Genomic DNA, 25,055 nt, shown 5'->3' on the forward strand with positions numbered 1-25,055 from the left:
TTACCAGCCGCCCTGCCAACCGCTCATCAGGCCGTAGGGCAGCCGCTGGGGCTCCTCGTCCGGCAGGCCCTTGAGGAAGTCGAAGTCGCAACCTTCATGCGCCTGGTTGACGTGGTCGATGAAGAGGCGTCCGTAGCCACGGCGGTACTTCGGCTCAGGCAGTTTGAGCTCGGCAAGCCTGGCTTCAATTTCTTCCTCGGGAAGATCCAGGTCAAGGCGCTGGTTCTCGACGTCCAGCACGATCGGATCCCCATCGCGGACAATCGCCAGAGGACCACCCACCGCAGCCTCAGGCGAGACATGTAGCACGGTCGTGCCAAATGCGGTCCCGCTCATGCGGGCATCGGAAATGCGCACGATGTCGCGGATGCCCCGGCGCAGCAGCTTCTGCGGGATGGGCAGCATTCCCCACTCCGGCATACCGGGCGCACCCACAGGACCGCTATTGCGGAGTACCAGGACCGAGTCCTCAGTGATGTCCAGGTCAGGATCGTCGATCCGCCGCCCGAGATCGTAGATGTCGTCGAAGACAATGGCCGATCCCTTGTGCTGCAGCAAGTCCTTGGAGGCAGCGCTCCGCTTGATCACCGCGCCGTTCGGGGCCAGGGAGCCACGGACGACGGCGATACCGCCTGAAGCGTCGAAGGGCGCGTCGAGCGTGCTCACGACGACGCCGTCCGGCTCGGGTGCCGATTCGTAACCCTTTGCGAGGGACTCGCCCGTAACGGTCAGGGCATCACGGTTCAGCAGCGGGTCCAGGGCCTTCAGCACCGTGGGGATGCCGCCAACCTCGAAGAGCTGCTTAACCAGGTACTCACCCGAAGGGCGGACGTTGGCGATGCGCGGGGTCCGCTGCGAAATTTCGTGGAACCGGTCCAGCTGAAGTTCGTAGCCGACCCTGCGGGCCAGTGCCAGAAGGTGAACCACGGCGTTGGTGGACCCACCCACGGCCATGAGCAGGGTGATGGCGTTGTCGAACGCTTCCTTGGTCAGGATCTCGCTGGGCTTCGGACCTGACAAGGCCATTTCCACCGCCCGGCGTCCGGTAGCTTCCGCGGCCTGCCCGCGGCGTGAGTCGACGGCGGGAATGGAGGCACTGCCGGGCAGGCACATGCCCAAAGCTTCAACGAGGGACGTCATGGTGGACGCCGTACCCATTTCGCTGCAATGGCCGGCGGAAGGCTTCGCCGCGGATTCGAGCTCGTCAAAGTCGGCCTCGGTGATCCTACCGGCCCGCAGCTCATCCGCGTACTTCCAGGTGTCCGTGCCAACGCCAAGCTGCTTGCCGCGGAAGTGCGCCGGTTCCTGCGGACCGCCAGTGAGCATGATGGTGGGGATGTCGGCGCTGGCGGCACCCATGAGCTGCGCGGGAACTGTCTTGTCGCAACCGCCCAGCAGCACGATCGCATCAAGCGGGTAGGCGCGAATGGATTCCTCGACGTCCATGGCCATCAGGTTGCGGAACTGCATGGCGGAGGGCTTCATGAGGCTCTCGCCCAGGGAGATGGTGGGGAACTCCAGCGGCAAGCCTCCGGCCATGAGCACCCCGCGTTTCACGGCCTCGGCAAGCAGCTTGAAGTGGATATTGCAGTTGACCAGTTCCGACCAGGAGTTGGCGATGCCAATCACCGGCCGGTCCTTGATGGCGAAGCGCGAGAAGCCCTCGGCCTGGATGGCGGTGCGGTGCACGAATCCCGTGAGGTCGTGCGGCGCGAACCAGCGTGCGCTGCGGAGATCGTTGTAGTTCGACTCGGACATATCCTTCAAAGCTCCTTGGCTTGTTTGTCTTTATGAGGTCTTGGGTGAGACTGCTACGCGGCGGACGTGCCGCCGTCGAACGCCATGCTGGTGCCGGTGGCGAAGGTGCCCTCGACCGCCAGAAAGTAGATGGCTGCCGCAACTTCCTCCGGGTCTGCGAGCCGGTTCAGCGGCACGGTGCTTTCCTTCTCTTGCAGGGCCAGGACGGGGTCCGGCTCGGCGTCCAGGCCGGAACGCAGCATGGGAGTGTCGATCGGGCCCGGGCAGACAGCGTTGACGCGGACATGGGGCGCCAACTCCACGGCGAGCGCCTTGGTAAGCCCCACGACGCCTGCCTTCGCGGCGCAGTAGTGGGCCAGCCCGGCTACGCCCATGGTTGCGAGGTCTGAGGCAACGTTGACGATTGCCCCTCCCCCGGCTCTGCGCAGGTGGAGGCCCGCTTCCCTGGCGACGTAGAACGTTCCGGAGAGGTTGGTATCCAGCACCTCGCGCCAACGGTGCTCGTCCAGGTCCTCCAGGGGTGCGTAGCCGGCAACCCCGGCAGCGTTGACCGCCACGTCCAGGCCCCCGAGGGAGTGAATCGCTCCCCGGACACCGTTCCGGACCGATGCGGCGTCAGCGACGTCCGTAACCACTTGGTGAGCACCGCCGTCGATCTCCTCCGCAACCCGTTGCAGCTCTCCGGCACGGCGCCCCATGAGCGCCACCCGCGCACCCCGCGCCGCGAAGAGTTTCGCGGTCGCCTCTCCAACGCCGGATGTCGCACCCGTGACGAGTACCCGGAGGGGTTCCGTTCGAATCCGTTTGTTGCGGTCCATCATCGTCGACGGGCTCCTCTTGGTTGGCGTTGCTGGACTAGTACGTTCTACTCAAACAGCCGCAGGCCTTCGCCGGATGTCTCAGATTGAGACACAGCGCACACTCCTTGCGTTCATAGGCTGATCCGCAGATGCCGCCTTTCTGCGCGGCACAGCACCGCCGAAAAGCGGCACAACCTAAGGAGTCCACTTTGGAAGACCAGAACCGCATTGGCGTTGGCCTCATCTCGGTTGGGTGGATGGGGCGCCTGCATTCCCGCGCCTACCTCGCCACCAAACAGTTCTTCCCTGAACTGCCGCGCCACCCCGAGCTTGTGATCGCCGCAGACCCCGACGACGCCGGCCGTCACCACGCCGAGGACGCGCTCGGCTACAAGGAAACGGCCACCGATTATCGCAAAGTGCTGGAGAACCCGGACGTCGATGTCGTCTCCATCTGCTCCCCCAACTTCCTGCATCACGAAATCGCCCTGGCCACCATCGAGGCCGGCAAGCATTTCTGGATCGAGAAGCCCATGGGCCGCAGCGCCCAGGAATCCCGCGAAATTGCCCAGGGCGCCGAAGCTGCCGGGCTGATTACCTCGGTGGGCTTCAACTACCGGCATGCACCGTCCATCGCTGAAGCACGACGGCTGATCCGTTCCGGGGCGCTGGGCAAGGTAACCAACGTGCAGATCCGTCTGCTGACCAGCTACGCCTCGGACCCGACCCAGGTGTTCACATGGCGGTACGAGCAGGCGCGTGCTGGTTCCGGCGTCCTGGGCGACATCCTGAGCCACGGTTTCGACCTGGCCCAGTTCCTGGTTGGCCGCATTACCTCGGTCAACGCCGTCACGGAAACCTTCATCAAGGAACGTCCGCTGCCGGCGGGAACGTCGTCGAACTCCTTCGACAAGGGTGAAGCTTCGGATGTGACCCGTGAGGTGGAGAATGAGGACTACACGGCCATGCTTGCCCGGTTCGAGGGTGGTGCAGTGGGCATGTTCGAGACAACCCGTGTGGCGATCGGCCCGCACGCCGAATACATTGTGGAGGTCTACGGCACGGAAGGATCCATCCGCTGGAACTTTGAGCGCATGAACCAGCTGGAGGTCGCCACCGACCGCAGCGGTTACCGGACCATCATGACCCCGCCGTCCTACGGTGAGTTCGGGCGCTTCCAGCCGAATGCCGGCCCTGGCATTGGGTTCAACGATCTGAAGACAATCGAGGCTGCGCTGTTCCTGCGCTCCGTCGCCGAAGGCAAGCAGCTCGGCCCCTCTGTGGCCGATGGCTGGTCGGCATCGGAGCTGGTTGATGCCTCGCTGCGCAGCGCAGACTCTTCAGCTTGGGTGGAGGTCCCGGAAGTCACAGGGAACACCACGTACGGAGCCTAGTCTTCCAGGGCAAAGAAGGAGGCCGGATCACGGAGAGTGATCCGGCCTCCTTTTGTGCTTAAGAACTACTTCGCGAAGCGGAACAGCTTCTTGTTGGCGAATTCCAGCATGCCCACCTTGCCCAGTTCGCGGCCGTACCCGGACTTCTTGACGCCACCGAACGGCACGTCCGCACCGCTGAGGTCGTAGGCACCAACGAAGACCATGCCGACGTCGAGCTGGTTGCCGACGCGCTCGGCGCGTTCAACGTCGTCGCAAATCACTACCGAACCCAGGCCGTACGGCGAGGAGTTGGCCAGCTTGATCGCTTCCTCGTCGCTGCTGACCTTGTACAGCTGCGCAACGGGACCGAAAAGTTCCTCGCTGTAGACGTCCATGGACGGGGTGATGTTGGTGATGATCGTCGGAGTGAAGACGTTACCTTGGGGCTCATTGTTCCCCACCAGGATCTCTGCGCCTTGGTCCAAGGCACCCTGCACCTGGGAAGCCAGGAATCTGGTGGCCGAGTCCGAGGACATCGGGCCAAAATCGCCGTTCTCGTAAGACTGGCCGGCGATGGCAGCCTTGAACTTTTCGGAGAACTCGTCAAAGTACTTGTCCAGCACCACGATCCTCTTGGAACCGTTGCAGGACTGGCCTGTGTTGCCCATGCGGCCCATGACGGCCTTCTTCACGGCAAGGTCAACATTGTCCGTGTCCAGGACCAGGAACACATCGGCGCCGCCGAGTTCCAGGACGCACTTCTTCAGCGCACGGCCGGCCTGCTCCGCAACAATCGCACCCACCTGCTCCGAGCCGGTCAGCGAGACACCCTGCACGCGGTCGTCGGCAATGATGTCCGAGATCTGCTGATGGGTGGCGAACAGGTTGACGTAGGCGCCCTCAGGGAAACCTGCGTCGCGGAAAAGTTCCTCCAACGCCAACGCCGACTCCGGACACTGGCTCGCATGCCGGACGATCACCGTGTTGCCCAGGATGATGTTGGGGATCGCAAACCGTGCCACCTGGTAGTAGGGGTAGTTCCACGGCATGATGCCCAGGATCACGCCGAGGCCTTGGTAGCGGAAGAAGCTCCGGAGGCCGTCGGCTACCTCGAGTTGCTCGTCGGCCAGCCATTCTTCGGCATTTTCAGCGAAGGCAGCTGCGATGGAACCGGAGAACTCTGCCTCGCCCACGGCCTGCTGCAGTGGCTTCCCCATCTCACGGTTGATGATGGCTGCCAGCTTGTCCTTGCGCTCTACAAACAGGTCCGCAAGACGCTTGGCCAGGGCCGCCCGTTCGGCCACCGTGGTGGTTCGTGACCACTCCTGGTAGGTCTTCTGGGCTGCGCTGAGTCCGGCCTGGACCTCAGCGTCGGTGGCCGCGGGGTACTCGGCGTGGATGGTTCCGGTAGCCGGATCAGTAACGGCAAATGCGCTCATGATGAATGCTCCTTTGTTACGAAAATCAGAAAAACGGGTAAGCCCGTAAGACGACGGGCGGGACCGCTGCGTAGCGGTCCCGCCCGGTGCGCTTAGCGCGTTTCAGGTGCAGTGGTGGCAGCGTAGAAGCGCTGGCGCTCACGGCCCTTGAGGTGCTTGGCAGCACCCTCCAGGGTGGCGGGCCGCTCCGAGGTCATCGGAGCTCCGACGTCCCAGAAGGCGCCGTTACCTGACAGGTAGCGCCAGGGCTCCACCCGAGCGACGATCACTGCGGGGCCCTCGGTTTCCTGCGCCTCGGTGAGGGCGGCCGAGAACTCCTCGATCGTCGTCGTGGACCAGGCGGCACAGCCCATGCTGGCCGCGTTGGCGGCGATGTCGAACTCGAGGACCGCCCCGTCCAGCCGACCGGATTCCTTGCTGCGTTCGCGGTACTGGGTGCCGAATTCGCGGCCCGGGCCACCCTTGGCAACCTGGAGGGGCCAGATGCACTGGTGTCCGCGGTTGTCGATGACGATCGTGATGATCTTCTTGCGTTCCTGGACGGCCGTGACCAGTTCCGTGGGCTGCATGAAGTAAGTGCCGTCACCGATCAGGACATACACTTCGCCAGCGGCGTCTGGGCGGGCCAGACGGTAGCCGAGGCCGGCCGGGATTTCGTGGCCCATGCATGAGTTCGCATACTCGAAGTGGATTTCGGTGCCGTTGGAGGGGTCCCAGGCCTTGTGGATGCCTTCAACTACGCCGCCGGAGCCTAGGATCAGGGCGTCGTCGCTGTTTGTGCGCTTGTTGAGGACGTCGATCACCTGGGCCTGGCTCATGATCTCGCCCGGGAAGGCCTGGAGGTCGTGCTTGCGAACTTCCAGCGTGGCCTTGCGGGCGTCCGCGATGTCGCTGCGGAACTCGTCCGACGTCGAGTACCCGACGGCGGCGAGCCGCTCCCGCAGGGCGGCCAGGTTCAGCTTGGCGTCGCCGATCACCGGGAATGAGCCCATCTTGTGGGCGTCGAACGAACCCACGTTGAGGTTCACGAATTTCACGTCCGGGTTCTGGAACAGCGAGTGCGAGGCAGTGATGAAGTCCTGCAGGCGCGAGCCCACGGTAATGACGCAGTCCGCACCATCGGCGATCTCGTTGGCGCCCACGGTTCCGGTCACACCCAGCGCACCGAGGTTGAGGTCGGTGATGGGTCCGCTGCCCTTGCCCGCGTAGGTCTCGGAGACCGGGATTCCGAACTCGGCGCTGAAACGGGCCAGTTCTTGCTGGGCCTTGGAGTAGCGGACGCCGCCACCGGCGATCAGCAGCGGCCTCTTGGCGTTGCGAATGATTTCGGCGGCGTCGCGGAGTTCGTCCTCAACAGCCGGACGACGGCGGATGTGCCAGACGCGCGGGGCGAAGAAGGACTCCGGGAAGTCGAACTCCGCACCCTGAATGTCCTGCGGCAGGCAAACCACCACGGCACCGGTTTCCACGGGATCGGTGAGGACGCGCATTGCCTCAGGGAGCGTGGACAGCAACTGGGCGGGGTGCGTGATGCGGTCGAAGTAACGGCTGACAGGACGGAAGCAGTCGTTGGCGGACACGTCACGTTCCACCGGGTGCTCGATCTGCTGCAGCACCGGGTCACCGAAGCGGTTGTTGATGATGTCCGCGGGGAACAGCAACACGGGCAGCCGGTTGGTAGTGGCCGTGGCCGCACCGGAGACCATGTTGGTTGATCCGGGGCCGGCGGAAGCGGTGCAGGCCAGGGTGGCGGCACGGTTGGAGGCCTTGGCAAAGCCGATGGCCGCGTGGACCATGGATTGCTCGTTCTTGCCTTGGTAGTGGGGGAAGTCCACGCCGTATTCGTCAATGCCCTGGGCCAGGCCTACGGAGTTGCCGTGGCCAAAAATGCCGTACATGCCGGCAATAAGGCGACGTTGTTCGCCGTCGAGCTCGCTGTACTGGACCTGCAAATACTCGACGATCGCTTGTGCGACAGTGCGGCGGCGGACGGCCTTTTTATCGGCTGCGATATTGACCTCGGTGCCGATATCAGCAGCGGCTGTGCTAGTCATGCGTTCTCCTAAATTCGTAGGTGCGTCGGCATTTGCAAACCGATTCGCCCGAACATCAGGTTTTCACCGCGGGGAAGCAAAGTTGTGTCCCAGTTTGGGACGCAGGCCACACGGGTAGTAGGCAGTGAAGCTCTTCACCCCGGACCTCAGGCCACAGTCGACGGCACCGAACAGTACGGGATGCGGGTTTGTGTTTTTAATACAACCCTGCCTAGTATTAGCGCGGTAGCGGTTCCTGAAATAATGGATTGCGCACCACTTCGAAGAGCCCACGCCCTGAGCGTGGGTTCTTGCGTTAAGAGATCGATGGGGAACTAGGCTTGCTGATTGCTTACTTGGATGAGTTCGGGCATGTTGGTCCGTACGTCAGCCGGGACCACGCCAAGTACAAGGATCATCCAGTGTTCGGGTACGCCGGATACATCATTCCGGCCCAGCACGCCCGCTACTTTGGAGCTGAGTTCCTGCGGGTTAAGCGAACCCTGTTCAAGACCGAAATCGAGCAGGACAGTAGCCCGCCCAGTGGGAGCGCAAAGGCGCGGAGTACTTCAGCACTGGCAGCATTACCAAACGGCCCGAGCAGGTCCGTGCCTTCACAGGACTAGTGACCAAACTGGTGGCTACGGGCGGCAACCTCTTCTTCTACGGCGACGAGAAGCGCCGCGGCACCGTCAAACAAACGCAGAAAACCTCTGAGGACTACACCGTCGACGCCCTTCGAGAAACCATCAACCGAATCTGCCGGTATGCCGAGCATAAAGGCGAGGAAGTTGTCATTCTGATGGACGACTTCACCGAGAAGTCCCGCCGCGAACTCGTCGCGCAAATGTACGGGCACATCTACGCGAGAACAAAAACCTTTGAAGAAATGCGGCTCATTGTTGAGCCTCCTTTGCACGTGGACAGCAAGGTGAACTCCAGTGTCCAGTTCGCCGATTGGGTCTGCGGTCTGGTTGGCCGTGCAGCTGACTACCAGCTGATCGCTGACTCGAGCTTCACCTGGGTGGAGGAAAAATTCTCGGCCAAGCTAACCGGTTCTTTCACTTATGAGTCCAAAATTCGTCTGCTTGGCAGCGAACGCGACATCCATAACAGCGAGGTGCTCAGGGATCCCCGTGTGCTGATGCGCACCAAGCAGATCGGGTCCATAGGCTACCGGCATCCGGAACTGGCAGGGCTATACGAATCCCTGCGCACAGCACCAAAAGTGGTCTCTGCTTGAAGCTCGGTATCCATTCCCAGGACATTGAACCGTAACCGGCCCTTCCGAGGGCAAGCGGCATTTGCCGTCTGTTGTGAGGGCGGTGGACCTTGCAGGCTTCAGATGCCGCTTCCTAGATCTCTTGCTCGCAACAAAACAGCAGCCGACGGCGGTACGTGCGTACCGCCGTCGGCTGCTGTTTGTTTTCGCTTCTCTTAGTCGAAGCGGTAAGGCTCCTGCGGTCCTACTGAGGGCAGCGGCCGGGGCCGCTCGCAGGTGCTTTCGATCGCGATGTGCTTGCCCTGCTCCGAGGAGGCCTCGAAGGCGAGAAGGACTTCCAGGACGTGGTAGGCGAAGTCGCCGCCCGTCCGGGGTTCCACGCCGTTGCGGATGGCGTAGCCGAATTCGGCCAGGCCGATGCCGCGGTAGGCGTCGTCACGGTGAGTGATGGGCGTTTCGCGCCAATCACCGCCACCGGGAGGCGTCATGTCCAGCGCGAGGTCGCCCGGCTCGCCGCGGCGCAACACCGGAGCGCCGGAGAAGTGGTCCGGGTTTGGTGCCGCCAGGGAACCACCGGTGCCGTAGATCTCCAGGTGCGGCAGGTTGTGGTTCCAGATGTCCCAGCTGACGATCACGGTGGCAGCAGCGCCGGACTCGAAATCGAGGGTGCCGGTGACGTGCGTGGGCGTCTGGATCTGGATGACTTCGCCGTCCTTGCCGGGGCGGGGCCGGGTTTCGGACGAACGCGGCGTGGTCGCGGAGACGCGGGAAACCGGGCCGAAGAAGTTCACCAGGTTGGTGATCAGGTACGGTCCGATGTCCAGCATGGGGCCGGCTCCGGGGCTGTAGAAAGGGTCCACGTTCGGGTGCCAGTGCTCATATCCGCGGCAGGCGAAGGACGCGAAGGCTGCAACCGGCTGGCCGATCCAGCCATCGTCGATCAGCTTGCGGCTGGTCTGCATCCCGGAGCCCAGGAAGGTGGTGGGTGCGGAACCTACCTTGACGCCCGCTTCCCGTGCCGCGTCCAGGATCTGCTTCGCTTCCTCAAGGGAGGTAGCAAAAGGCTTCTCGGAGAGAACGTGCTTGCCGGCCGCAATCGCCTGCAGCGTGACCGGCGCATGGAGCTTGGGCGGTGTGAGGTTCAGGACAAGCTCCACGTCCTCATCTGCCAGCAACTCGTCCGGGGTGAGGGCCTTGGGAACGTCGTACTCGGCAGCACGCTTCCGCACGGCCTCGGGGTTCACGTCGGCGAGCGCCACGATGTCGACGTCGGGGTGGACGCCGATCTTGTCCAGGTATTGGTTGAGGACGTTTCCGACGCCGATAATGCCGACTCGAATGGGTTCCATGTGAATCTCCGTTTGATGATTGTTGGAACATCCCGGGGCGAGGATATCTCGCCCCGGGATGGGTTGCGAGAGCTAGCTGGCCAGGCGTTCCTGACGGGTCTTCGCCGTCGCTGCCTCGTCCACGGCACCGTCGGTGATGACCACGCCGTAGTGTGCCGCCGCGGCGTCGAGGGTGACGCGGGACTCGCGGTAGTCATCGAGGACTGCCAGGACGTCGCGTTCCAGCGGGTCGCCGTAGCCGCCACCGCCGGGAGTGATGGACACAACCTTCTCGCCCGATTGCAGGTCGTAGCGGCCCACCACCGGGATTTCGCGGCGTTCGCCGGTCTTGAGGTCTTCCACCCAGGCTGAGGGCTCGGCGCCGTCGTGCCCGCCGCGGACGCCCTTGGGCGGGTTGATCTTGCCTTCGATGCCGTAGGTGAGGGTGACGCTCTCCCCCCGGGGCTCCATGGTGACGCGTGTTGCGAGTCCGCCGCGCTGGCGGCCGGCTCCGCCGGAGTCGGCAACCAAGGTGCGCTCGTGGACCAGGATCGGGTAACGCTGCTCGTCCACTTCCACGCTGTCGTGGTACAGCAGGGCGCCGCACACTGGACGTTGGTAGGTGGGCCAGCCGTCAACGTACGGTGTTGCGGGACCACCGACGCCCCCTACCAGGATCTGGTTGACGTAGGGGTTGCCGTTGCGTTCGTCCGTCCCGGAGATGACCGACTTGGCGGGTGCCTGGCCGGCCGCACCCTCGGCGGTGCCGTAGCCGTCGTCGATCTGGGAGAAAGCGGCCTGGACGATGTTGACCACGCGGTCAGCAAGGTTGGTGGTGCCGGACGAGCAGGAGTACGGGTGCTTGGGAACGCCTACGGCGCAGCCGTCCCGCAGCAGCACCTCGACGCGGCGGAAGGTCCCGGCGTTGCTCGGCAGGTTCTCCGGGATGCCGGAGAGGATGCCGGCCAGTGCTGCACCGGTAGCCGTTGCCTTGGTGAGGTTCAGGCCGTTGGGCAGGTTGTCCGGGTTGTCGCGGAGGTCGATCACCACCTTGCCCTGCTTGGGCTTCACCTCGAGGGTTGCCTGCAGCTGCACGCCCTCCGGGCCGGTTCCGGGGAATGGATCGTGGGCGGAGGTGCCGTGGAGGACGTACTCGGGCAGCTTCTCGATCGCGCTGGCGGTGAGGCGCTCGGAGTAGTCGAACCAGGCGTCCACGAAGTCCACCAGGTCATCCACGCCGAACTTTTCAGCGAGTTCGTGGATGCGGCGCTCGGCGATGCGCGAGGCACCGACGGAGGCCAGGTAGTCGCCGTACCACTGGTCCGGAACACGGATGCGGGACCGGCACATGCGGATGATGTCGTCGATGTCCGTGTAGTCGCGCTGGATCCGCACGCAGGGGAAGATCAACGCGCCTTCCTCGTACACGTCCCGCGCGGTGGCGAAGAACGTGGTGGGAAGCGAGTTGCCGCAGTCGGCCTGGTGGGCCTTGGTCACGGCGGTGAAGAGGTGGCGGCCCTGGATGAAGATGGGCACCAGGATCACGTGGTCCGCTGCGTGGGAGTTACCCATGTAGGGGTCGTTGTGCAGGAAAGCGTCGCCTTCGCGGATGTCCTTATGCAGTTCCACCATGTCCTCGCCCAGCGGACCGGCACCGAAGACGTGCACCGGCACACCTTCAGCCGCGGCAAGCAACTGGTTGTCCGCGGTCAGCACGGCGCAGGAGAAGTCGCGGGCCGTGTTGATGACGGACGAGCGGGCGGAGCGGAGCAGGCCGCTGGTCATCTCGCGGACAATGCCGTCGAATGCGTTGGCAAGGACCGAGAGCTTTACGGGATCGAATTCGCGGGTCACGGTTACGCCTCCTTACGGGTGAGGTAGATGTTGGATCGTTCATCGAGCGTCGCGTCCCATTCCGGCGGCACGACGATGGTGGTGGTGGGCTGGTCGATGACGGCCGGTCCCACGATCTTGTCGCGCGGAGCGAGCGTCACACCGCGGTAGCGCTGGGTGCTGAAAGGTTCGCCGCCAAACACGATGCTGTCCGTGCGGTGGATTTCCGCAGTGCGGCTGAGTTCGCTTTCGGACTTGGTGTGCTCCGGACGCGGGATCTCCACGCGGACACCCCAGGTGATGAGCTCCACGCGGCTGTCCGGATCGTGGGTGCCGTTGCGGCGGTCGTGCTCTTCGTGGAAGGCGCGCTCGATGATGCCTGCCGCGTCACCGGAGGTGTCCGGGGCGGCGTCGAGGTAGACGCGGAGGTCCCAGGCCTGGCCGGGATACCGGGCATCCACGAAGTAGGTGACCTTGGGTGCTTCGCCCACGCCATCGAAGCGCTTCACGAAGACCTCAGCCTTGGCTGTCAGGTCCTCCACGGCGCGGGAGGCCGAACCAGCGTCGAAACTGCGAGTGTCGTTGTGCAGCGGGGAGAGGAACTCGGTGGCGATCGGGGCGCGGTGGGCGCCGTAGGCGGCGAGGACGCCGGCGGTCGCCGGGATCAGCACGGTGTCGGCTTCCAGGAGCCTGCCAATGATCGCTGCGACCATGGCGCCTGCGCCACCGCCGGCAACAATGAGCGCGCCACGGGGGTCAACGCCCTGTTCCAAGGCAGACTGGCGGATGGCAGTGGCCATGTGGTTGGCGGAGACATCCAGGATGGCCTGGGCGGCCTGCAGGGTGTCCATCTTCAGTGGCCCGGCGATGCGGGTGTCGATGGCCTTGACGGCGGCCTCGCGGTTCAAGGTAAACCCGCCTTCGAAGCCCTCCGTGTCGAGGTAGCCAAGCGCCACGCAGGCGTCGGTGACGGTTGGTTCCTCGCCGCCGCGGCCGTAGGCCGCCGGACCGGGAGTGCTGCGCGCACTCTGCGGGCCCACGCGAAGGAGGCCACCGCCGTCGATCCACGCGATGCTGCCACCGCCGGCGCCGATGCTGGACACGGCGACGGAGGACAAGCCGGTGAGGTGACCGACGAACGGCTCCCCCAGCCAGGCTTCGCGGGTGTGGCGGACCACGCCGTTCTCCACCAGGGACACGTCGAAGGTGGTGCCGCCCATGTCGCAGACAACCACGGTGTCGTGGTCCGGGGCCGCCGCCGCACCCACGAGCGGTGCCATGGACGGGCCGGAGTTCAGCAGCAGGACGGGACGGTCAAGGACATCGGCGACGTCGAGCACGGCACCTTCGGAGGTCACCACCAGGAGATCGCCAGCGAAGCCGTATTCCTGGAGGTCCGAGCGGAGCTTGCCCAGGTGGTCGGCCATCAACGGCTTCAGGGAAGCGTCGATCGAGGCTGCCGAGGAGCGGCGGTATTCGCGGATGGTGGGGTTGGCCGCGTTGGAGAGCGTGTATGGAACCCCGGGGAGGATTTCCTGGATCAGCTCGGCAACCCGCTTCTCGTGGGCGTCGTTGATGATGGACCACAGGAAGGACACCGCAACGGCTTCGATGCCCTGTTCCTTGAAGGAACCGAGGACTTCGCGGACCTGCTCTTCGTCCAGTTCCACCAGGATGTCGCCCTCGGCGGAGATGCGCTCGGTAATTTCGAAGGTCAGGTGGCGGGGAATGTACGGCGGTGGATAGGCGGCCTTGGAATCGAAGGCGTCGCGGCGGCCACCTTCGCGGAGCAGCAGGGTGTCGGCAAAACCGTCGGTGGTCAGCAGTGCGGTCTTGGCCACTTTGCCGGTGAGCACTGCGTTGGTGGCGTGGGTGGTGCCGTAGACAATGACGTCGGCGTTGCGCAGCACGTCGTCGCCACTCCAGCCAACAGACTCGGCCGCACGGCGAACCGAGGCTTCGAAGCCGGTGAACACGCGGTCGTAGGTGGTCAGCGCCTTGCCGACAGCCATGTCACCGCTATTGGAACCGACCACGACGTCGGTAAAGGTACCGCCGGTGTCGACGGCGATGCGGTACCGGGCCTCGCCTGGTTGTGTTTGTACATCACTCATGGTCTTCATTACTTTCGTAGAGCTTGCAGGGGGTTAGAGCTGGGGCTTGCCCACGGTGTTGCGGAGCAGACCTACCTTGTCGATTTCGATTTCCACGGTGTCTCCCGGTTCCAACCAGACAGGCGGGTTCCGCTTGGCACCGATGCCCTGCGGGGTTCCTGTGGCAATGACGTCGCCGGGTTCCAAGGTGAGGAAGCTTGAGAGGTAGGAGACGATCCGCGCGATCGGGAAGATCTGGTAACTGGTGTTGGAGCGCTGGACTTCGATGCCGTTCACGCGGGTTGTGAGGTCCAGGTTCTGGGGATCGCCCACTTCCTCCAGGGTGACCAGGGCCGGACCCCACGGGGTTGACCCATCAACGGCCTTGCCTGCCAGCCACTGGGTGCCGCGGTATTGCAGGTCGCGGGCAGTCACATCGTTCAACGGGGCGAGTGCGGCAACGTAGTTCAATGCTTCTTCTTCGGTGACCTCGCTGGCCTTGCGCCCGATGACTACTGCCAGTTCCCCCTCGAAGTCGAGGTTTTCGCTGACCTTCGCACCGCCAATCTCGTCCTCGGGCCCAACCAGGGTGGATGCGAACTTGGCAAAGACGTCCGGGTACTCCGGGAACGCGCGGCCGGTCTCGGCAACGTGGTCCTTGTAGTTCAGGCCGATGCAGAGAACCTTGGAGGGATTGGGCACCGGCGTGGTCAGGCGGACGTCCGCCCGGGCACCAACGTGTGCTTCCGGATCCTGTCCGGCCAAGGCGGCTATTTCCAAGGAGATGGCCTCCAGCCGGTCGCCGTAGAGTTCCAGGAATTCCCGGACGGACGTGGTGGCTCCGTGCACTGCCTGGCTGGAACCCTGCAGCAGCAGTTCCAGGTCATAGACGGTGTCCTCGATCAGGATGCCACCGCGGATGCCGGATTCGTGTTCGTAGGAAACGATCTTCATGGTTACTTGGCACCTTCCGTAGTGGGAGCCTCCGAGGCGACTGCAAGGACGGCGTCGGCCAGGCGGTCGGTAATGTCAGCCACCACCTTTTCGTCCATGGGCGTGGACAGGGACAGCAGGTTGGCCGGGGAGCCGAGCAGGCCGCGCTCGTAGGAGGCCCACCACAGCTTGTGCTGGGTGTGCTCGTCCACTTTCTCCGCACCGGCAGGAACCGCGCGGAGGAGCGAGCCGCGGCCACGGATCTCCCAGCCGGCGTCGGCAATTCTGGCGTTGACCGTTTCGCGGGCGGTGTCGCCCAACTGGTTCAGGCGCGTGACCTCCTCTTCGGTGTAGAGGCGCAGGGCCACGGAACCTGCGGCCATGCTCACCGGGTTACCGGAGAACGTTCCGCCGTGCGGCAGGCTGCCCGGGCGCGTGGGGTCCACCTCGGCCATGAGCTCGGCCTTGCCACAGACTGCCCCAACGGGGAATCCGCCGCCGATGAGCTTGCCCGTGGTCAGCAGGTCCGGGGAAACCCCGTACTCACCGCTGAAGCCGCTGTAGCCCAGGCGGAGGCTGATGACCTCGTCGATGATCAGCACAATGCCGTAGCGGGTAGCCAGCTCGCGGGCGGTCTGGACGAATTCCTCATTGATGGTGAGAAGGCCGGCGCGGTTCGGCAGCAGGTCCAGGATGATGGCGGCGTAGGCGTCCGGAGCGGCTTCAACCGCCTGGCGCAGGAATTCGACGTCGTTCAGCGGCACCGCTGTGACGTCGTCGATCACGCCGCGGGTGACGCCGCGCTGGTAGGACGGTCCGCCCGGGACCAGTGCAACCTCGGACGTTCCGTGGTAACCGCCCTTGGTGACGATGACGCGCTCACGACCTGTGCTGGCACGGGCGATGCGGATCGCGGACATGACGGCCTCAGTGCCGGAGTTCGCGAAGCGGACCTGGTCCAATTCGGGAAGGCGTCCGAGCAGGAGTTCGGCGAGTTCCCATTCGTAGAGGTTCGGGATGCCCCAGCTCGCCCCGGTGGTGAGGGCCTTGGTGGCGGCTTCGGTGATTTCCGGGTGGGCGTTGCCGTGGATCAGGGACGTGAAGTTGTTGTTCGCGTCGATCAGTTCACGGCCGCGGTCGTCCCACACCCGGTAGCCTTCGCCCTTGATGGCGTAGGGGCTGGGCGCTCCGGTGTAGTACGTTGAGCGGCCGTAGCCGCCAGGCAGCAGCGGGAAACCGCGCGGTCCGCGGCGCAGGTGTGGGTCTTCCACGGGGTTCTGCAATGCAGCGAGGTCTTCCAAATGGTTGGTGGTAGCCAAGTCGGGTTTCTCCAGTCTTTTCAGTTCACAAGATCGATGAGCGGCTGGCCGGTCAGCGCGAGGCGTACCCGCTCCACGGCGCCGTCCTGCAGGGCACCTGTCGACCGGTTGGAACGCCAGGCAATGTGCGGCGTGAGGATGGCGTTGGGTGCCGTGCGCAGAGGGTGCTCAGCAGCGAGCGGCTCCTGGGCGAAAGTGTCGATGCCGGCGCCTGCGATGTGACCCGAGGCGAGCGCCTCGGCCAGCGCGGCTTCATCGATGAGCCCGCCGCGGGACACGTTGACGATCACTGTCCCCTTGCGCATTCTGGCGAGGACATCGGTGGAGATGAGGTCCGCTGTCTCGTCGTTCAGCGGCAGGTGGAGGGAAACGACGTCGGAATTCTCGAGGATGTCCTCCAGCCCGGTCATCTCCACGAAGCTCTCCGTGACGAAGGGATCGTAGGCCCGGACACTGGCTCCGACGGCCGAGTACATGCGGGCTACGTGCTGGCCGATGCGTCCCATGCCCAGGACGCCGACTTCCAGCTCGGAGAGGACAGGAGTGTCATAGCCGATGGTTCCGGCCCAGCCGAGGTTGCTGATCGCGGCGTTCCCGGCCGGAAGGCGGCGGGCCAGCGCGAGCCCCATCGCGAAGGCGTGGGAGGCGACTTCCTCCGACGCCGTGCCGGGAACGATCGAGACCGGGATGCCCGCTTCGGTGGCCGCTGAAACGTCGATGTTGTCGTAGCCGATTCCGTACCGGATCACTGCACGGCACTTGGCCATCAGCGGGAAGTCGGCGGCAGTGAGCTTGGCGTAGGGCGTGATCATCACAATGTCGGCTTCGGGCAGCCCTGCACGGAAGGCGTCTGTGTCTGCCGCGGGGTTGAGTGTGTAACCGAACTCCTCCGCGAGCGCGTGCTCACGGTCCAGGTGCGGGAAATGGTGAGGGGCCACAAGAATGGTTCCCTTGGCATCGCGGGTCATAGTCAGTCGTCCTCTTCGTCTTCGAACCCTTGGTCGCTGCCGGACACTCCTTGGGACGGGTGCCGGTGTCGGGTGATTTCCAGTACAACGCGATATCGGCGCGGCCATCCGTGCCAGATCGAGACACCGGGGTGGGACACTGTCCCAGCGGCCGTGGGGGTGGGATGTTCGGCCGCGCAAACGCGGCCACCCGCCGTCGGGCTTTCGTTCTTGGGCAGCGCGTAGCAGCCGACCCCGTTAGGGGTCGGCTGCTGTTCCCTGCGTGCAATTAGAGGTCGAAGCCGCGGCTGCGGAAGTAGTCCATGCGCCGGTACAGGGTGGACCGCCCGATCTGCAGGGTTTCCGCGGCCAGGCTGCGGTTGCCCTTTGCTTCCTGCAGGGCCGTGCGCAGTTCGCTGAGTTCGGCGTCTTCCAGACGGGACAGCCGGCCCTTCGTCAGGACGCGGTGGAATCCTTGGGGCAGGTCGTCGACTGTCACCTCGCCACCCTCCGCGCGTTCGACGGCGTTGGAGACCACGGCCCGCAGCTGGTCGATGTTCCGTGGCCAGTCGGCATGGGTGAGGGTGGTGATAAGCCTGCGGGACAAGCGCCGCTCCCCCAGCTCCCCTGCGATGGCGTTGGCCAGTTGGGGGATGTCTTCGCGCCTGTTGCGCAGGGGCGCCACGGAGACCTCAAGGACGTCGAACGCCTCCGAAAGCAGGAGAGTGGCATCCGTGGGGCGGGCGACGGTGAAGATCAGCTTGGTGGTGGCGTTGCCGCGAAGGTTTCGGGCGATCTCGCTGGCTTCGTTCTGCGACAACTCATCAGCGTGCTCCACGATCAACGTGGCCGGGAGCTCGGTGGCCACCCGATGCAGGACGTCCCTGAAGTTGGCATTCCTGAGGTCTCCGTTGCGCGCGTCCACAACCATCCGACCACCCCGCAGTGATGCTATGGCATCGGCCAGCCGCAGTTTCCCGCTGCCGAGTTCACCGATCATCACCACGGACCTGTCCTGGTCCACGGCCTTCCGCGCCAGGTTGAGTGTGCGCTTGAACTCCGTACTGGTGCCGTCCACGTGCTTCAACAAGCGCTCGGCAGTCCCCTGTGGCGCCGACGCCAGCTGGAGTGGCGCACTGGTGGAGTTGACGGCGCGGTCCTTGGCCGGGGCATGGGGGCGGACCACGACGATTGCCCCGACGTTTGCGGCGGACAGGGTCACTGGTGATATCTCCAACGTGGACAAGCCCGGCCCCTCGAGCATGACTTCGCAGTTCATCTCCCGGCCGGAGGCCATGACCGCCTTGGCGTAGCCGGAGACGATCGAGAAATCACTGTCCACCAGCGTCGCCGTCGCCGATGCGTTCTGGAGCGAGTTCTTGCCGTCGACGGCGATCACGGCCCGGTTGCCCCGTCGGCGCGAGATTCTGAGGTACTCGCTCAGGAGTGCCCGCTCTTTCGATGACGTACGGACCTCAATGTCCCGCTCAATCCGGGAGGCAACGCCCTCCAACATGAGCAGGGTCGACGATGGTTCCAGCGTGCTGACCCGGTTTGCCGGGAGCGTCAGCCCGATCACGGCCCGCACACGGTTATGGAACGGGTCGCGTACCAAGGAGGCAAAGCACCAGTTGCCGCGCATGTCCTCGCGGAAGTGTTCTTCCGGGGCCAGCCAGACGCCGCGCCCTTCCTCCAGGGCGAGGCCTTCGCCGTTGCTTCCGCAGCTCTCCTCCAGCAAGGAGTACCCGGCGGGGAACCCGTCATCCCGCAGGAAGCTGGCCTTGACCAGGACACCGTTGGGGGCCGTGATGTTGACGTAACCGCCCAGATCGGCAGCCACTTCATCCAGCTTCTGAAGGTGCGGGCCGGCAGCCGCAATGGTGTACTCGTCCACCCGCCCCTCGTCGAAAAAACCGCGGTCGGCGAAGGCATCGACGCCCGCAGCACGGCTCCGGTACCACGAGCGGGCAACGATGGGGCGGATACCGCTGAGATCGGCATGGGGTTGCATGAGGAAAAGCTCGCGGACGCGGTTGGTTTCGCGCGGGGTCTCATTCGGCCACGGAGACAGTACTTCTGCTGACATTGGGGAGTTCTCTCTGGGTTGGCGGTTCAGGATGCCAGTGCCGGGCCGGGTCCGCCCGATGTGGTCCTTCTGTGGCGCAGCCGCCGGGAGCGCTTGGGATGGAACGCGAGTTGCGCCTGCCAAGCCTCATCCTGCGCGGCGTTGTCTTCCAGCGCCCGTGCGCCGATGTACGCGGCAACCATTCCGGAAAGACCGCTTCCGAGGATGACGTTGCTGTTCCGAGTGGCCCCCAGGCTCGTGTTTTCGGTGACCATTGCTTTTCTCTTCCCGCTCAACGCTTTGAGATGCACCGGCAGCGGTACTGCTTGATGCCATTTCCAGAGTACCTAACTAACAGACGTTAGGGAAGAGTTTTGCCGCTTCCACGCGAACAAAAGCTAACGACTGTTAGGATGGCGAATTATGAGCGTGACGTCATACGAAGCCGCCGCCCGCGCCTTCGAATCGCAACTGAAGGAATGGAATTGGACGGGCCAGAAGGCGGGCCGGCAGAACATCCTCGAAGCATTCCTGGAACTTGCGATTGCCAATGGCTTCAACTCCGTTTCCATGCGGACCATCGCCAACGCCGTCAACATCAAGCCACCCAGTCTCTACTCGCACTTCCCGGACGGCCGGGACGAAATCGTTGCCGAATCGCTGCGCTGGCACTTCCACCGCTTTGGTGTCGCCCTGCTCGAGGCTGTTGCTCCGGCGGGAAATGCGGAAGAGTTCTGGGACGCCATGGTGAAACTCCACTTCACCCGGCAGGTAAGGCTCCCCGAGAGCAATCTTTGGGATCTCCTGGTTGCCACGGACAGGATGGCGGGAGTCCTGCCCAAGGACCTGCGAGCGCAGGTCGACGAATGGGTTGCCCTTCACGAGCAGATGTATGAGGCGGCGGCGCGCGACATGGGGTGTGCCGATCCCGCGGAGCATGTCCGGGTTGTGGTCACGCTCCTTGAAGGCGCCACCCGCTGGGCTCCCACTGATTGCTCCGACGCCGAGCTTGAAACGCTTGCCGAGCGCGCCGTGACCCTGTCGCGGGCGATTTTGGCTGTGGAGTTCCCAAAATAACCCTGCCGTTCGGACGGAATAGTAAGTAGGCTGTCTATTATGACAGCCACCCAACGCCCCTTGGCCATGGTCACTGGCGCATCCTCCGGCATCGGCTACGAGCTGGCGAGGCAGTTCCTCAGCAACGGCTTCGATACCGTCATGGTGGCCGACGGCGAAGACATCCGCCACGCCGCGGACAGCCTCAGCGGCTTGGGTGGAATCCCTACGCCACTGCAGATAGACCTTGCCGACAGGCACGGACCAGGGACACTGCAGTCCGCGGTCAGCGTGCTCGGCAAACCACTGGAAGCGGCCGCCATCAACGCCGGAATCGGAACAGGCGGACCGTTCATCGAAACGGACCTGGCCCAGGAACTCCGGATCATCGACCTCAATGTGGCGTCAACCGTGGCTATCGCCAAGTGGGTGGCGAGGGACATGGCCGCGCGCAACAAAGGGCGGATCCTCTTCACATCGTCGATCATCGCCCGCACCCCCGCGCCCTTCCAGGCGATCTATGGGGCTTCCAAAGCCTTCGTCCAGTCGTTCGGCCAGGCCCTGCGGAACGAATTGAAGGACACAGGAGTCACCGTCACGATGCTCCTTCCCGGACCCACGGAAACACCGTTCTTCGAGAAGGCAGACCTTTTGGACACGAAGGTGGGCGCGGAAGAGAAAGACGATGCCGCCCAAGAGTGGCAGAACAGGGTTTCAAGGCATTGATGAAAGGGGAAGGAAACGTGTTGGGCGGCTCAGTGAAGTCCCGCACGCTGGGCCTCGGCTCGAACATACTTCCCGACGCCGCCGGCGCAGCGTTCGGCCGGCGGCTCAGCGAACCAGGATCAGCAGACGACTAAACAACCAAGGAGAGTCATGTCCAACCAAAATGAACAACCGACTGCCGCAGAAGGCGTCATCATCCCTCAGGAAGATGCACTGCCGGCCCCCTCCCGGACGGGCCACGGAAAGATGCCGGAGAATATCGACGACGACACCTACCAGGAAGCAGTCGAGCAGGAACGCGTGGCCGCAGGATTGGCCGATTATGCACCCAGCGCAGTGCCCGACGCCACGGACCCGCTACCAGAGGAAGCCTCGGAGGAAGCCGACCTCGCCCAGCGGGGGCTTCTTGAGGACACGGACGACGACGACACCCAGTGACTAGCCGCCCTCACCAACTGATGTGCGATAGCGGCTGGGCGTAAATCCCAGGTATTTTCGGAAGTCGTTGCTGAGGTGGGCGTGGTCGGCGTATCCCAACTCAGCGGCTATTGCCGCAAGATCTGCCGAGGGGTTAAGCCTGACCCGCTCGGCGGCGTCCTGCAGCCTTCGACGGCGGATGAGCGCGGCCGGGCTGAGGCCGATGTACTTCCTGGCCACGCGCTGCAAAGTGCGCGGTGAGACTGCCAAGGCTGAAGCCGCGTCCTCCAACCGCAGAACCGCCGGATCAGTTGCCAGGAGCTCCATCATCCGGTTGGCCAGCGCGGCTTCCTCGGACAACCCGGCACCGGCAAAGGAGGCCAACCAAAGAACAAACGCCTCCACCGCGCGTTCCCGGCGGGTGCCGCCGTCGTGCGCATCCGATGGCAAAGGCGACATCGCCGCAACCACACTGCGGTGAAGTTCGACGGCGGGATAGTCCACTTCCGCGTCGCGGCAGCCAGCGGGGTCTTCCGTTAAGAGCGGGACCGCTGCGGGCCGCAGCAACGCACCAACAGCCCAGCCGTTGCCACTCAGGTCCTGGTAGCCCGCACGGGTGGCAGGTCCTGCAAGAACCACCCCCTCAAGACCAACCACCAGGTTGCAGGCAGGGTAGGCAATCACGTGCTGCCGCGACGTACGCCCGGGCTCGATGTCCCACTCGGGAATCCAGAACCACTGCACCAGATGCTCCACCGAAGTAGGCGCGGGGAGCCTGTTGAAGGTGGGCAGTCGTGCGGGATAGAGGATCCCCTTGTACGAACCTTGCATGCGCCCCCTCCGAACAAAAGGCTGTCGCAAATCTCCAAGCGAGGCCAACGCGCGAAAGCGTAGCGTCAAAGACATGACCGATACTACAAGCACCGAATCAACCACGGCCGCGCACGGCGAGCACACCGTCCACGGAATCCCCAAGGGCCTGACCAGCCTCACTCCGTTCCTGGCGGTCAAGAACGCCAAGGAAGCAATCGACTTCTACCGGGACGTTTTCGGAGCCCGCGTCGTAGGCGCCACGGAGATGGGTGGAGTGGTGGTCCACGCAGAGCTCGACTTCGGCAACGGGCACCTGCAACTGGGTGAACCGAACCCCGAATACCACCTGGTGCCCGCACCGAACGGCGAGGACGACTGCTATTCCATGGGCCTTTACTGCGCGGATGCGGACGCCCTTGTCCAGCGGGCAGAGCAGTCCGGGGCCACTATCCGCGAACCACTCAGCACCTTTGTCTCAGGCGACCGGTACGCGAGCATCCGCGACCCGTTCGGCGTGCGCTGGTCCATCATGACCCGCGTGGAGGATCTCTCAGAGGAAGAGAGCAACCGCCGCGTAGAGGAATGGGCCGCCCAACAAGGCTAGGAAACGCACAAGCAAAAAGGATGACCGGCCGGATCAAGGAAAACCCTGAAGGTTTCTCCGGGCTGGTGGTCGTGCTTGGTGGCTCCGATCTCAAGGACCGCTTTTTCAGCCTCGTCCAGGTCATCCACCATGACGTCGAAGTGCATTTGCTGGGGAATGGTCTGACCGGGCCAAACGGGCGCCTGGTAGACCTCCACTTGCTGGAAGGCGATGCAGTTACTGCCGTCGACGGGACGGACTTCGGCCCAATCGCCGTCCTCGCGGGTGACTTCCCAGCCGAGGAGTTCGCCGTAGAAGTTGGCCAGGGCGCGGGCGTCCGGGCAGTCGATGACGACGCTGGGGTGCTTTGCTTTAGCCATTCGCTAAACCTCATCTGCGGTGTTCTTCAAACGTGCCAGGGCACTCTTCGTGCCCCGTTGGGTCAAGACGTGCACCACGGCACCAACCGCGGCCGACACAACGGCGAAGACGAGGACACCGGGCAGCGAATCGTCCAGGTCCGTCCCGTCCTTTGGCGCGGGCTTTCCGGTCTTCTTTTCCCAGAGCCCCTCGAGTGTCTTGTTTGCCAGGGCACCGGCTCCGAGGCTGACCGCCAGGCCGAAAAGTTTCACCAGTATGTTCACGAAGTTCCTTCCATGGGCCGTCGGGCCGCCAAATTCAAACGTCCGGAAACAAGGCAGGGCCGCTGCATCACAGCGGCCCTGCCCGAATTCCTAGTCATTCTTGAAGGCGTCTTTTACCTTTTCACCGGCGTTCTTGAGGTCGGCCTTGGCCTGCTCGCCTTTGCCTTCGGCTTCGAGTCGCTCGTTGTCGGTCAGCTTGCCGGCAGCTTCCTTGGCCTTGCCTGCGATCTTCTCGCCCGTGTTCTGTGCCTTGTCATCTGCACCCATGTTGCACCTCTTTCTCGTAGTGAACCTGTACCTCTACAACATCACTAATCAGGGTACTTAGCAATCTTTTGGCCTAAATTGCGGCGCGTCAGAGCTCTCCAAACCCCTCCGACACCAGCTTTCGGAGGTAGTCAACGGCTTTCCCAGCATCCTTGCCCCACGCCTTCACCTGGAGGTTGGCCCCTTGTCCGGCGCCGAGTGCCATGAGCTCCATCATGGACGCTCCGTCCACCCCGTTGATGGTGACCTCGGCGTCCATCCCGGACAAGCCCCCCGCGATCTTCGCCGCGGGCCGTGCATGGATGCCCATGGCGTTAACGAGTTCAAAATCCCCCGAGGCTTCAGGCTCACCCAAATCCACGGCCTCCGCAGCGGCAGCACTGCCGGCAGCTTCGGCAGCCTTGCGGACATCCTCGACGCCGGCACCCCCTTGGGCAGCGACGGCCGCGGCCACCAAACCTTCAACCAGCGGTGCATCGGCCAACCGCAGGGCGTCCGGTTCGCTGGCAAACTCCACGGCAGATTCTGCCGTCATCACGGCCGAGCCCAAGTCCGTCAGCACCACCACACCGTCGCCCCCGGCGTCGGCCAGTGCTTGCTCGACGGCGGCAAGCACCTTCTCAAGGCTGGTGCCGATCCGCCCGTCGTCGGTTCCCCCGGCGGCGACGAGTACGACGTCGGGCGCCATCTGGGCGGCGAGTTCAACAGCACCTTCAGCGATCTTGCTGCTGTGCGAGACCACCACGATGGAAACCGTCATGCGGCCGCGCCCTCTTTGGCAGCGTTTACTGCCGCGCGCAGCAGCAACGCAGTGGATTGGGCTCCGGGATCACGATGCCCCGCGCTCCGGTCGCCAAGATAGCTCGCACGGCCCTTGCGTGCCACCAATGGCTCGGTGGCCTCCGCTCCGGACTCTGCGGCCGCGGCCGCAGCTTCCAACACTGCGAGCGCATCGCCGCCATCGTCGGCAGCTTTTTGAGCCGCTTCAACGGCCGGCGTCCAGGCGTCGACCATTGTCTTGTCTCCGGGTTCGGCTTTACCGCGGGCAACAACACCGTCCCGGGCCGCCGCCAAGGCGGAGACTACGTTCCCGGCGTCGATATCCGCGGCATCCCCAAGCGAGGTGGCAGCACGCAGGTACGCCGTCCCATAGAGCGGCCCTGCGGCCCCGCCGACCTTGGACATCAGCGCCATGGCGGCAGCTTTCAGGGCAGCCCCGGGCGTTTCAGGGGGTGACTCGTCGAGCTTTTGGAGCACAGCCTGGAAGCCGCGGTCCATGTTCTCTCCATGGTCGGAGTCACCGATAGCCCTGTCCAGTTCAATGAGTTCGGTGCGATGATCAGCCATTGTTTCCGCGGAAAGCTTCAGCCACTTCACGGCCCAGTCAACACCCAAGCCCACGG

Annotated in this window: 26 protein-coding genes; 8 read left to right on the forward strand and 18 right to left on the reverse strand. The window is 64.2% G+C overall.

Features of this window, described 5'->3' with window-relative positions:
- Together ACIPY2_RS17205 and ACIPY2_RS17210 are read right to left on the reverse strand one after the other, a co-directional pair.
- The gene (locus tag ACIPY2_RS17205) at nt 1-1,758 is read right to left on the reverse strand and encodes an IlvD/Edd family dehydratase (RefSeq protein WP_400267607.1); all 1,758 of its coding nucleotides are present in this window, start codon (nt 1,756-1,758) and stop codon (nt 1-3) included.
- Between the two features lie 53 nt (nt 1,759-1,811).
- Nucleotides 1,812-2,579 (reverse strand): SDR family NAD(P)-dependent oxidoreductase, encoded by a 768-nt coding sequence (locus ACIPY2_RS17210; protein ID WP_400267608.1) that lies wholly within the window; start codon nt 2,577-2,579, stop codon nt 1,812-1,814.
- 188 nt (nt 2,580-2,767) lie between these two features.
- Between ACIPY2_RS17210 and ACIPY2_RS17215 the strand changes: the two genes are divergently transcribed.
- Complete coding sequence (locus ACIPY2_RS17215) at nt 2,768-3,952, forward strand: Gfo/Idh/MocA family protein (RefSeq protein WP_400267609.1); 1,185 nt, start codon at nt 2,768-2,770, stop codon at nt 3,950-3,952.
- A gap of 65 nt (nt 3,953-4,017) precedes the next feature.
- Here the strand turns inward: ACIPY2_RS17215 and ACIPY2_RS17220 are convergent, their stop codons facing one another.
- Both ACIPY2_RS17220 and iolD read right to left on the reverse strand, forming a co-directional pair.
- Nucleotides 4,018-5,373 (reverse strand): aldehyde dehydrogenase family protein, encoded by a 1,356-nt coding sequence (locus ACIPY2_RS17220; protein ID WP_400267610.1) that lies wholly within the window; start codon nt 5,371-5,373, stop codon nt 4,018-4,020.
- Between the two features lie 92 nt (nt 5,374-5,465).
- The gene (gene iolD / locus ACIPY2_RS17225) at nt 5,466-7,427 is read right to left on the reverse strand and encodes a 3D-(3,5/4)-trihydroxycyclohexane-1,2-dione acylhydrolase (decyclizing) (RefSeq protein WP_400267611.1); all 1,962 of its coding nucleotides are present in this window, start codon (nt 7,425-7,427) and stop codon (nt 5,466-5,468) included.
- Nucleotides 7,428-7,747: 320 nt separating this feature from the next.
- On the opposite strand from iolD, the gene ACIPY2_RS17230 reads away from it, so the two are divergent.
- Complete coding sequence (locus ACIPY2_RS17230) at nt 7,748-8,032, forward strand: DUF3800 domain-containing protein (RefSeq protein WP_400267612.1); 285 nt, start codon at nt 7,748-7,750, stop codon at nt 8,030-8,032.
- A complete protein-coding gene (locus ACIPY2_RS17235; RefSeq protein WP_400267613.1) occupies nt 8,032-8,649 on the forward strand; it encodes a DUF3800 domain-containing protein in 618 nt (205 codons plus the stop codon). Before ACIPY2_RS17230 ends, ACIPY2_RS17235 begins: the two co-directional genes overlap by 1 nt.
- Before the next feature lie 194 nt (nt 8,650-8,843).
- Here ACIPY2_RS17235 and ACIPY2_RS17240 read toward each other — a convergent pair whose 3' ends face one another.
- The 8 genes from ACIPY2_RS17240 to ACIPY2_RS17275 all read right to left on the reverse strand — a co-directional run bounded on the left by ACIPY2_RS17240 (nt 8,844) and on the right by ACIPY2_RS17275 (nt 19,421).
- Nucleotides 8,844-9,977 carry a Gfo/Idh/MocA family protein gene (locus ACIPY2_RS17240; protein WP_400267614.1) on the reverse strand — a complete coding sequence of 378 codons (1,134 nt, stop codon included), beginning with the start codon at nt 9,975-9,977 and terminating at the stop codon, nt 8,844-8,846.
- Between the two features lie 72 nt (nt 9,978-10,049).
- Complete coding sequence (locus ACIPY2_RS17245; protein ID WP_400267615.1) at nt 10,050-11,810, reverse strand: hydantoinase B/oxoprolinase family protein; 1,761 nt, start codon at nt 11,808-11,810, stop codon at nt 10,050-10,052.
- Nucleotides 11,811-11,812: 2 nt separating this feature from the next.
- Nucleotides 11,813-13,903: a hydantoinase/oxoprolinase family protein gene (locus ACIPY2_RS17250; protein ID WP_400267616.1), complete on the reverse strand. Its 2,091-nt coding sequence runs from the start codon at nt 13,901-13,903 to the stop codon at nt 11,813-11,815.
- A 33-nt stretch (nt 13,904-13,936) separates the two neighbouring features.
- A complete protein-coding gene (locus tag ACIPY2_RS17255; RefSeq protein ID WP_400267617.1) occupies nt 13,937-14,836 on the reverse strand; it encodes a fumarylacetoacetate hydrolase family protein in 900 nt (299 codons plus the stop codon).
- A 2-nt stretch (nt 14,837-14,838) separates the two neighbouring features.
- On the reverse strand, nt 14,839-16,134 hold the full coding sequence (locus ACIPY2_RS17260) for an aspartate aminotransferase family protein (RefSeq protein ID WP_400267618.1): 1,296 nt from the start codon (nt 16,132-16,134) through the stop codon (nt 14,839-14,841).
- A gap of 20 nt (nt 16,135-16,154) precedes the next feature.
- Nucleotides 16,155-17,102, reverse strand: a complete 948-nt coding sequence (locus ACIPY2_RS17265) for a C-terminal binding protein (RefSeq protein ID WP_400267619.1) — start codon at nt 17,100-17,102, stop codon at nt 16,155-16,157.
- Nucleotides 17,103-17,370: 268 nt separating this feature from the next.
- Complete coding sequence (locus ACIPY2_RS17270; RefSeq protein ID WP_400267620.1) at nt 17,371-19,167, reverse strand: sigma-54-dependent Fis family transcriptional regulator; 1,797 nt, start codon at nt 19,165-19,167, stop codon at nt 17,371-17,373.
- Nucleotides 19,168-19,193: 26 nt separating this feature from the next.
- On the reverse strand, nt 19,194-19,421 hold the full coding sequence (locus ACIPY2_RS17275; RefSeq protein WP_400267621.1) for a hypothetical protein: 228 nt from the start codon (nt 19,419-19,421) through the stop codon (nt 19,194-19,196).
- Nucleotides 19,422-19,569: 148 nt separating this feature from the next.
- On the opposite strand from ACIPY2_RS17275, the gene ACIPY2_RS17280 reads away from it, so the two are divergent.
- Genes ACIPY2_RS17280 through ACIPY2_RS17295 form a run of 4 tightly spaced genes read left to right on the forward strand, consistent with a single transcriptional unit; the run spans nt 19,570 to nt 21,366 of the window.
- On the forward strand, nt 19,570-20,223 hold the full coding sequence (locus ACIPY2_RS17280) for a TetR/AcrR family transcriptional regulator (protein WP_400267622.1): 654 nt from the start codon (nt 19,570-19,572) through the stop codon (nt 20,221-20,223).
- 39 nt (nt 20,224-20,262) lie between these two features.
- Nucleotides 20,263-20,928 carry an SDR family NAD(P)-dependent oxidoreductase gene (locus ACIPY2_RS17285; protein ID WP_400267623.1) on the forward strand — a complete coding sequence of 222 codons (666 nt, stop codon included), beginning with the start codon at nt 20,263-20,265 and terminating at the stop codon, nt 20,926-20,928.
- The gene (locus ACIPY2_RS17290; RefSeq protein ID WP_400267624.1) at nt 20,928-21,062 is read left to right on the forward strand and encodes a hypothetical protein; all 135 of its coding nucleotides are present in this window, start codon (nt 20,928-20,930) and stop codon (nt 21,060-21,062) included. Before ACIPY2_RS17285 ends, ACIPY2_RS17290 begins: the two co-directional genes overlap by 1 nt.
- 16 nt (nt 21,063-21,078) lie before the next feature.
- Complete coding sequence (locus tag ACIPY2_RS17295) at nt 21,079-21,366, forward strand: hypothetical protein (RefSeq protein ID WP_400267625.1); 288 nt, start codon at nt 21,079-21,081, stop codon at nt 21,364-21,366.
- On the opposite strand, the gene ACIPY2_RS17300 is transcribed toward ACIPY2_RS17295, so the two are convergent.
- The gene (locus ACIPY2_RS17300) at nt 21,367-22,176 is read right to left on the reverse strand and encodes a helix-turn-helix domain-containing protein (RefSeq protein ID WP_400267626.1); all 810 of its coding nucleotides are present in this window, start codon (nt 22,174-22,176) and stop codon (nt 21,367-21,369) included. It lies immediately after the preceding gene.
- Nucleotides 22,177-22,249: 73 nt separating this feature from the next.
- Between ACIPY2_RS17300 and ACIPY2_RS17305 the strand changes: the two genes are divergently transcribed.
- A complete protein-coding gene (locus ACIPY2_RS17305) occupies nt 22,250-22,762 on the forward strand; it encodes a VOC family protein (protein ID WP_400267627.1) in 513 nt (170 codons plus the stop codon).
- Here ACIPY2_RS17305 and ACIPY2_RS17310 read toward each other — a convergent pair.
- From ACIPY2_RS17310 to dhaL, 5 genes are all read right to left on the reverse strand, one after another.
- Nucleotides 22,759-23,121 (reverse strand): VOC family protein, encoded by a 363-nt coding sequence (locus ACIPY2_RS17310; protein ID WP_400267628.1) that lies wholly within the window; start codon nt 23,119-23,121, stop codon nt 22,759-22,761. The two genes, ACIPY2_RS17305 and ACIPY2_RS17310, sit on opposite strands and share 4 nt — an antisense overlap.
- 3 nt (nt 23,122-23,124) lie before the next feature.
- Nucleotides 23,125-23,385 (reverse strand): DUF4235 domain-containing protein, encoded by a 261-nt coding sequence (locus ACIPY2_RS17315; RefSeq protein WP_347109190.1) that lies wholly within the window; start codon nt 23,383-23,385, stop codon nt 23,125-23,127.
- 90 nt (nt 23,386-23,475) lie between these two features.
- Complete coding sequence (locus ACIPY2_RS17320; RefSeq protein WP_400267629.1) at nt 23,476-23,652, reverse strand: CsbD family protein; 177 nt, start codon at nt 23,650-23,652, stop codon at nt 23,476-23,478.
- An 88-nt stretch (nt 23,653-23,740) separates the two neighbouring features.
- Nucleotides 23,741-24,412 carry a dihydroxyacetone kinase phosphoryl donor subunit DhaM gene (gene dhaM, locus ACIPY2_RS17325; protein ID WP_400267630.1) on the reverse strand — a complete coding sequence of 224 codons (672 nt, stop codon included), beginning with the start codon at nt 24,410-24,412 and terminating at the stop codon, nt 23,741-23,743.
- Nucleotides 24,409-25,053, reverse strand: a complete 645-nt coding sequence (gene dhaL / locus ACIPY2_RS17330) for a dihydroxyacetone kinase subunit DhaL (protein WP_400267631.1) — start codon at nt 25,051-25,053, stop codon at nt 24,409-24,411. The genes dhaM and dhaL overlap by 4 nt, the downstream gene beginning before the upstream one ends.
- Between the last annotated feature and the right edge of the window lie 2 nt (nt 25,054-25,055).

The organism is Paenarthrobacter sp. NPDC089675 (assembly GCF_044749185.1).
GTDB lineage: Bacteria > Actinomycetota > Actinomycetes > Actinomycetales > Micrococcaceae > Arthrobacter.

Excerpts from the sequence above, each read along its gene's own strand:
- ACIPY2_RS17265 (WP_400267619.1), bottom strand. The coding sequence starts at position 17,102 with ATGACCCGCGATGCCAAGGGAACCATTCTTGTGGCCCCTCACCATTTC.
- ACIPY2_RS17270 (WP_400267620.1), bottom strand. The coding sequence starts at position 19,167 with ATGTCAGCAGAAGTACTGTCTCCGTGGCCGAATGAGACCCCGCGCGAA.
- ACIPY2_RS17310 (WP_400267628.1), bottom strand. The coding sequence starts at position 23,121 with ATGGCTAAAGCAAAGCACCCCAGCGTCGTCATCGACTGCCCGGACGCC.
- ACIPY2_RS17320 (WP_400267629.1), bottom strand. The coding sequence starts at position 23,652 with ATGGGTGCAGATGACAAGGCACAGAACACGGGCGAGAAGATCGCAGGC.
- ACIPY2_RS17220 (WP_400267610.1), bottom strand. The coding sequence starts at position 5,373 with ATGAGCGCATTTGCCGTTACTGATCCGGCTACCGGAACCATCCACGCC.
- ACIPY2_RS17275 (WP_400267621.1), bottom strand. The coding sequence starts at position 19,421 with ATGGTCACCGAAAACACGAGCCTGGGGGCCACTCGGAACAGCAACGTC.
- dhaM (WP_400267630.1), bottom strand. The coding sequence starts at position 24,412 with ATGACGGTTTCCATCGTGGTGGTCTCGCACAGCAGCAAGATCGCTGAA.
- ACIPY2_RS17280 (WP_400267622.1), top strand. The coding sequence starts at position 19,570 with ATGAGCGTGACGTCATACGAAGCCGCCGCCCGCGCCTTCGAATCGCAA.
- ACIPY2_RS17300 (WP_400267626.1), bottom strand. The coding sequence starts at position 22,176 with ATGCAAGGTTCGTACAAGGGGATCCTCTATCCCGCACGACTGCCCACC.
- ACIPY2_RS17240 (WP_400267614.1), bottom strand. The coding sequence starts at position 9,977 with ATGGAACCCATTCGAGTCGGCATTATCGGCGTCGGAAACGTCCTCAAC.
- ACIPY2_RS17285 (WP_400267623.1), top strand. The coding sequence starts at position 20,263 with ATGACAGCCACCCAACGCCCCTTGGCCATGGTCACTGGCGCATCCTCC.
- ACIPY2_RS17255 (WP_400267617.1), bottom strand. The coding sequence starts at position 14,836 with ATGAAGATCGTTTCCTACGAACACGAATCCGGCATCCGCGGTGGCATC.
- iolD (WP_400267611.1), bottom strand. The coding sequence starts at position 7,427 with ATGACTAGCACAGCCGCTGCTGATATCGGCACCGAGGTCAATATCGCA.
- ACIPY2_RS17205 (WP_400267607.1), bottom strand. The coding sequence starts at position 1,758 with ATGTCCGAGTCGAACTACAACGATCTCCGCAGCGCACGCTGGTTCGCG.
- ACIPY2_RS17290 (WP_400267624.1), top strand. The coding sequence starts at position 20,928 with ATGAAAGGGGAAGGAAACGTGTTGGGCGGCTCAGTGAAGTCCCGCACG.
- ACIPY2_RS17250 (WP_400267616.1), bottom strand. The coding sequence starts at position 13,903 with ATGAGTGATGTACAAACACAACCAGGCGAGGCCCGGTACCGCATCGCC.
- ACIPY2_RS17210 (WP_400267608.1), bottom strand. The coding sequence starts at position 2,579 with ATGATGGACCGCAACAAACGGATTCGAACGGAACCCCTCCGGGTACTC.
- ACIPY2_RS17295 (WP_400267625.1), top strand. The coding sequence starts at position 21,079 with ATGTCCAACCAAAATGAACAACCGACTGCCGCAGAAGGCGTCATCATC.
- ACIPY2_RS17305 (WP_400267627.1), top strand. The coding sequence starts at position 22,250 with ATGACCGATACTACAAGCACCGAATCAACCACGGCCGCGCACGGCGAG.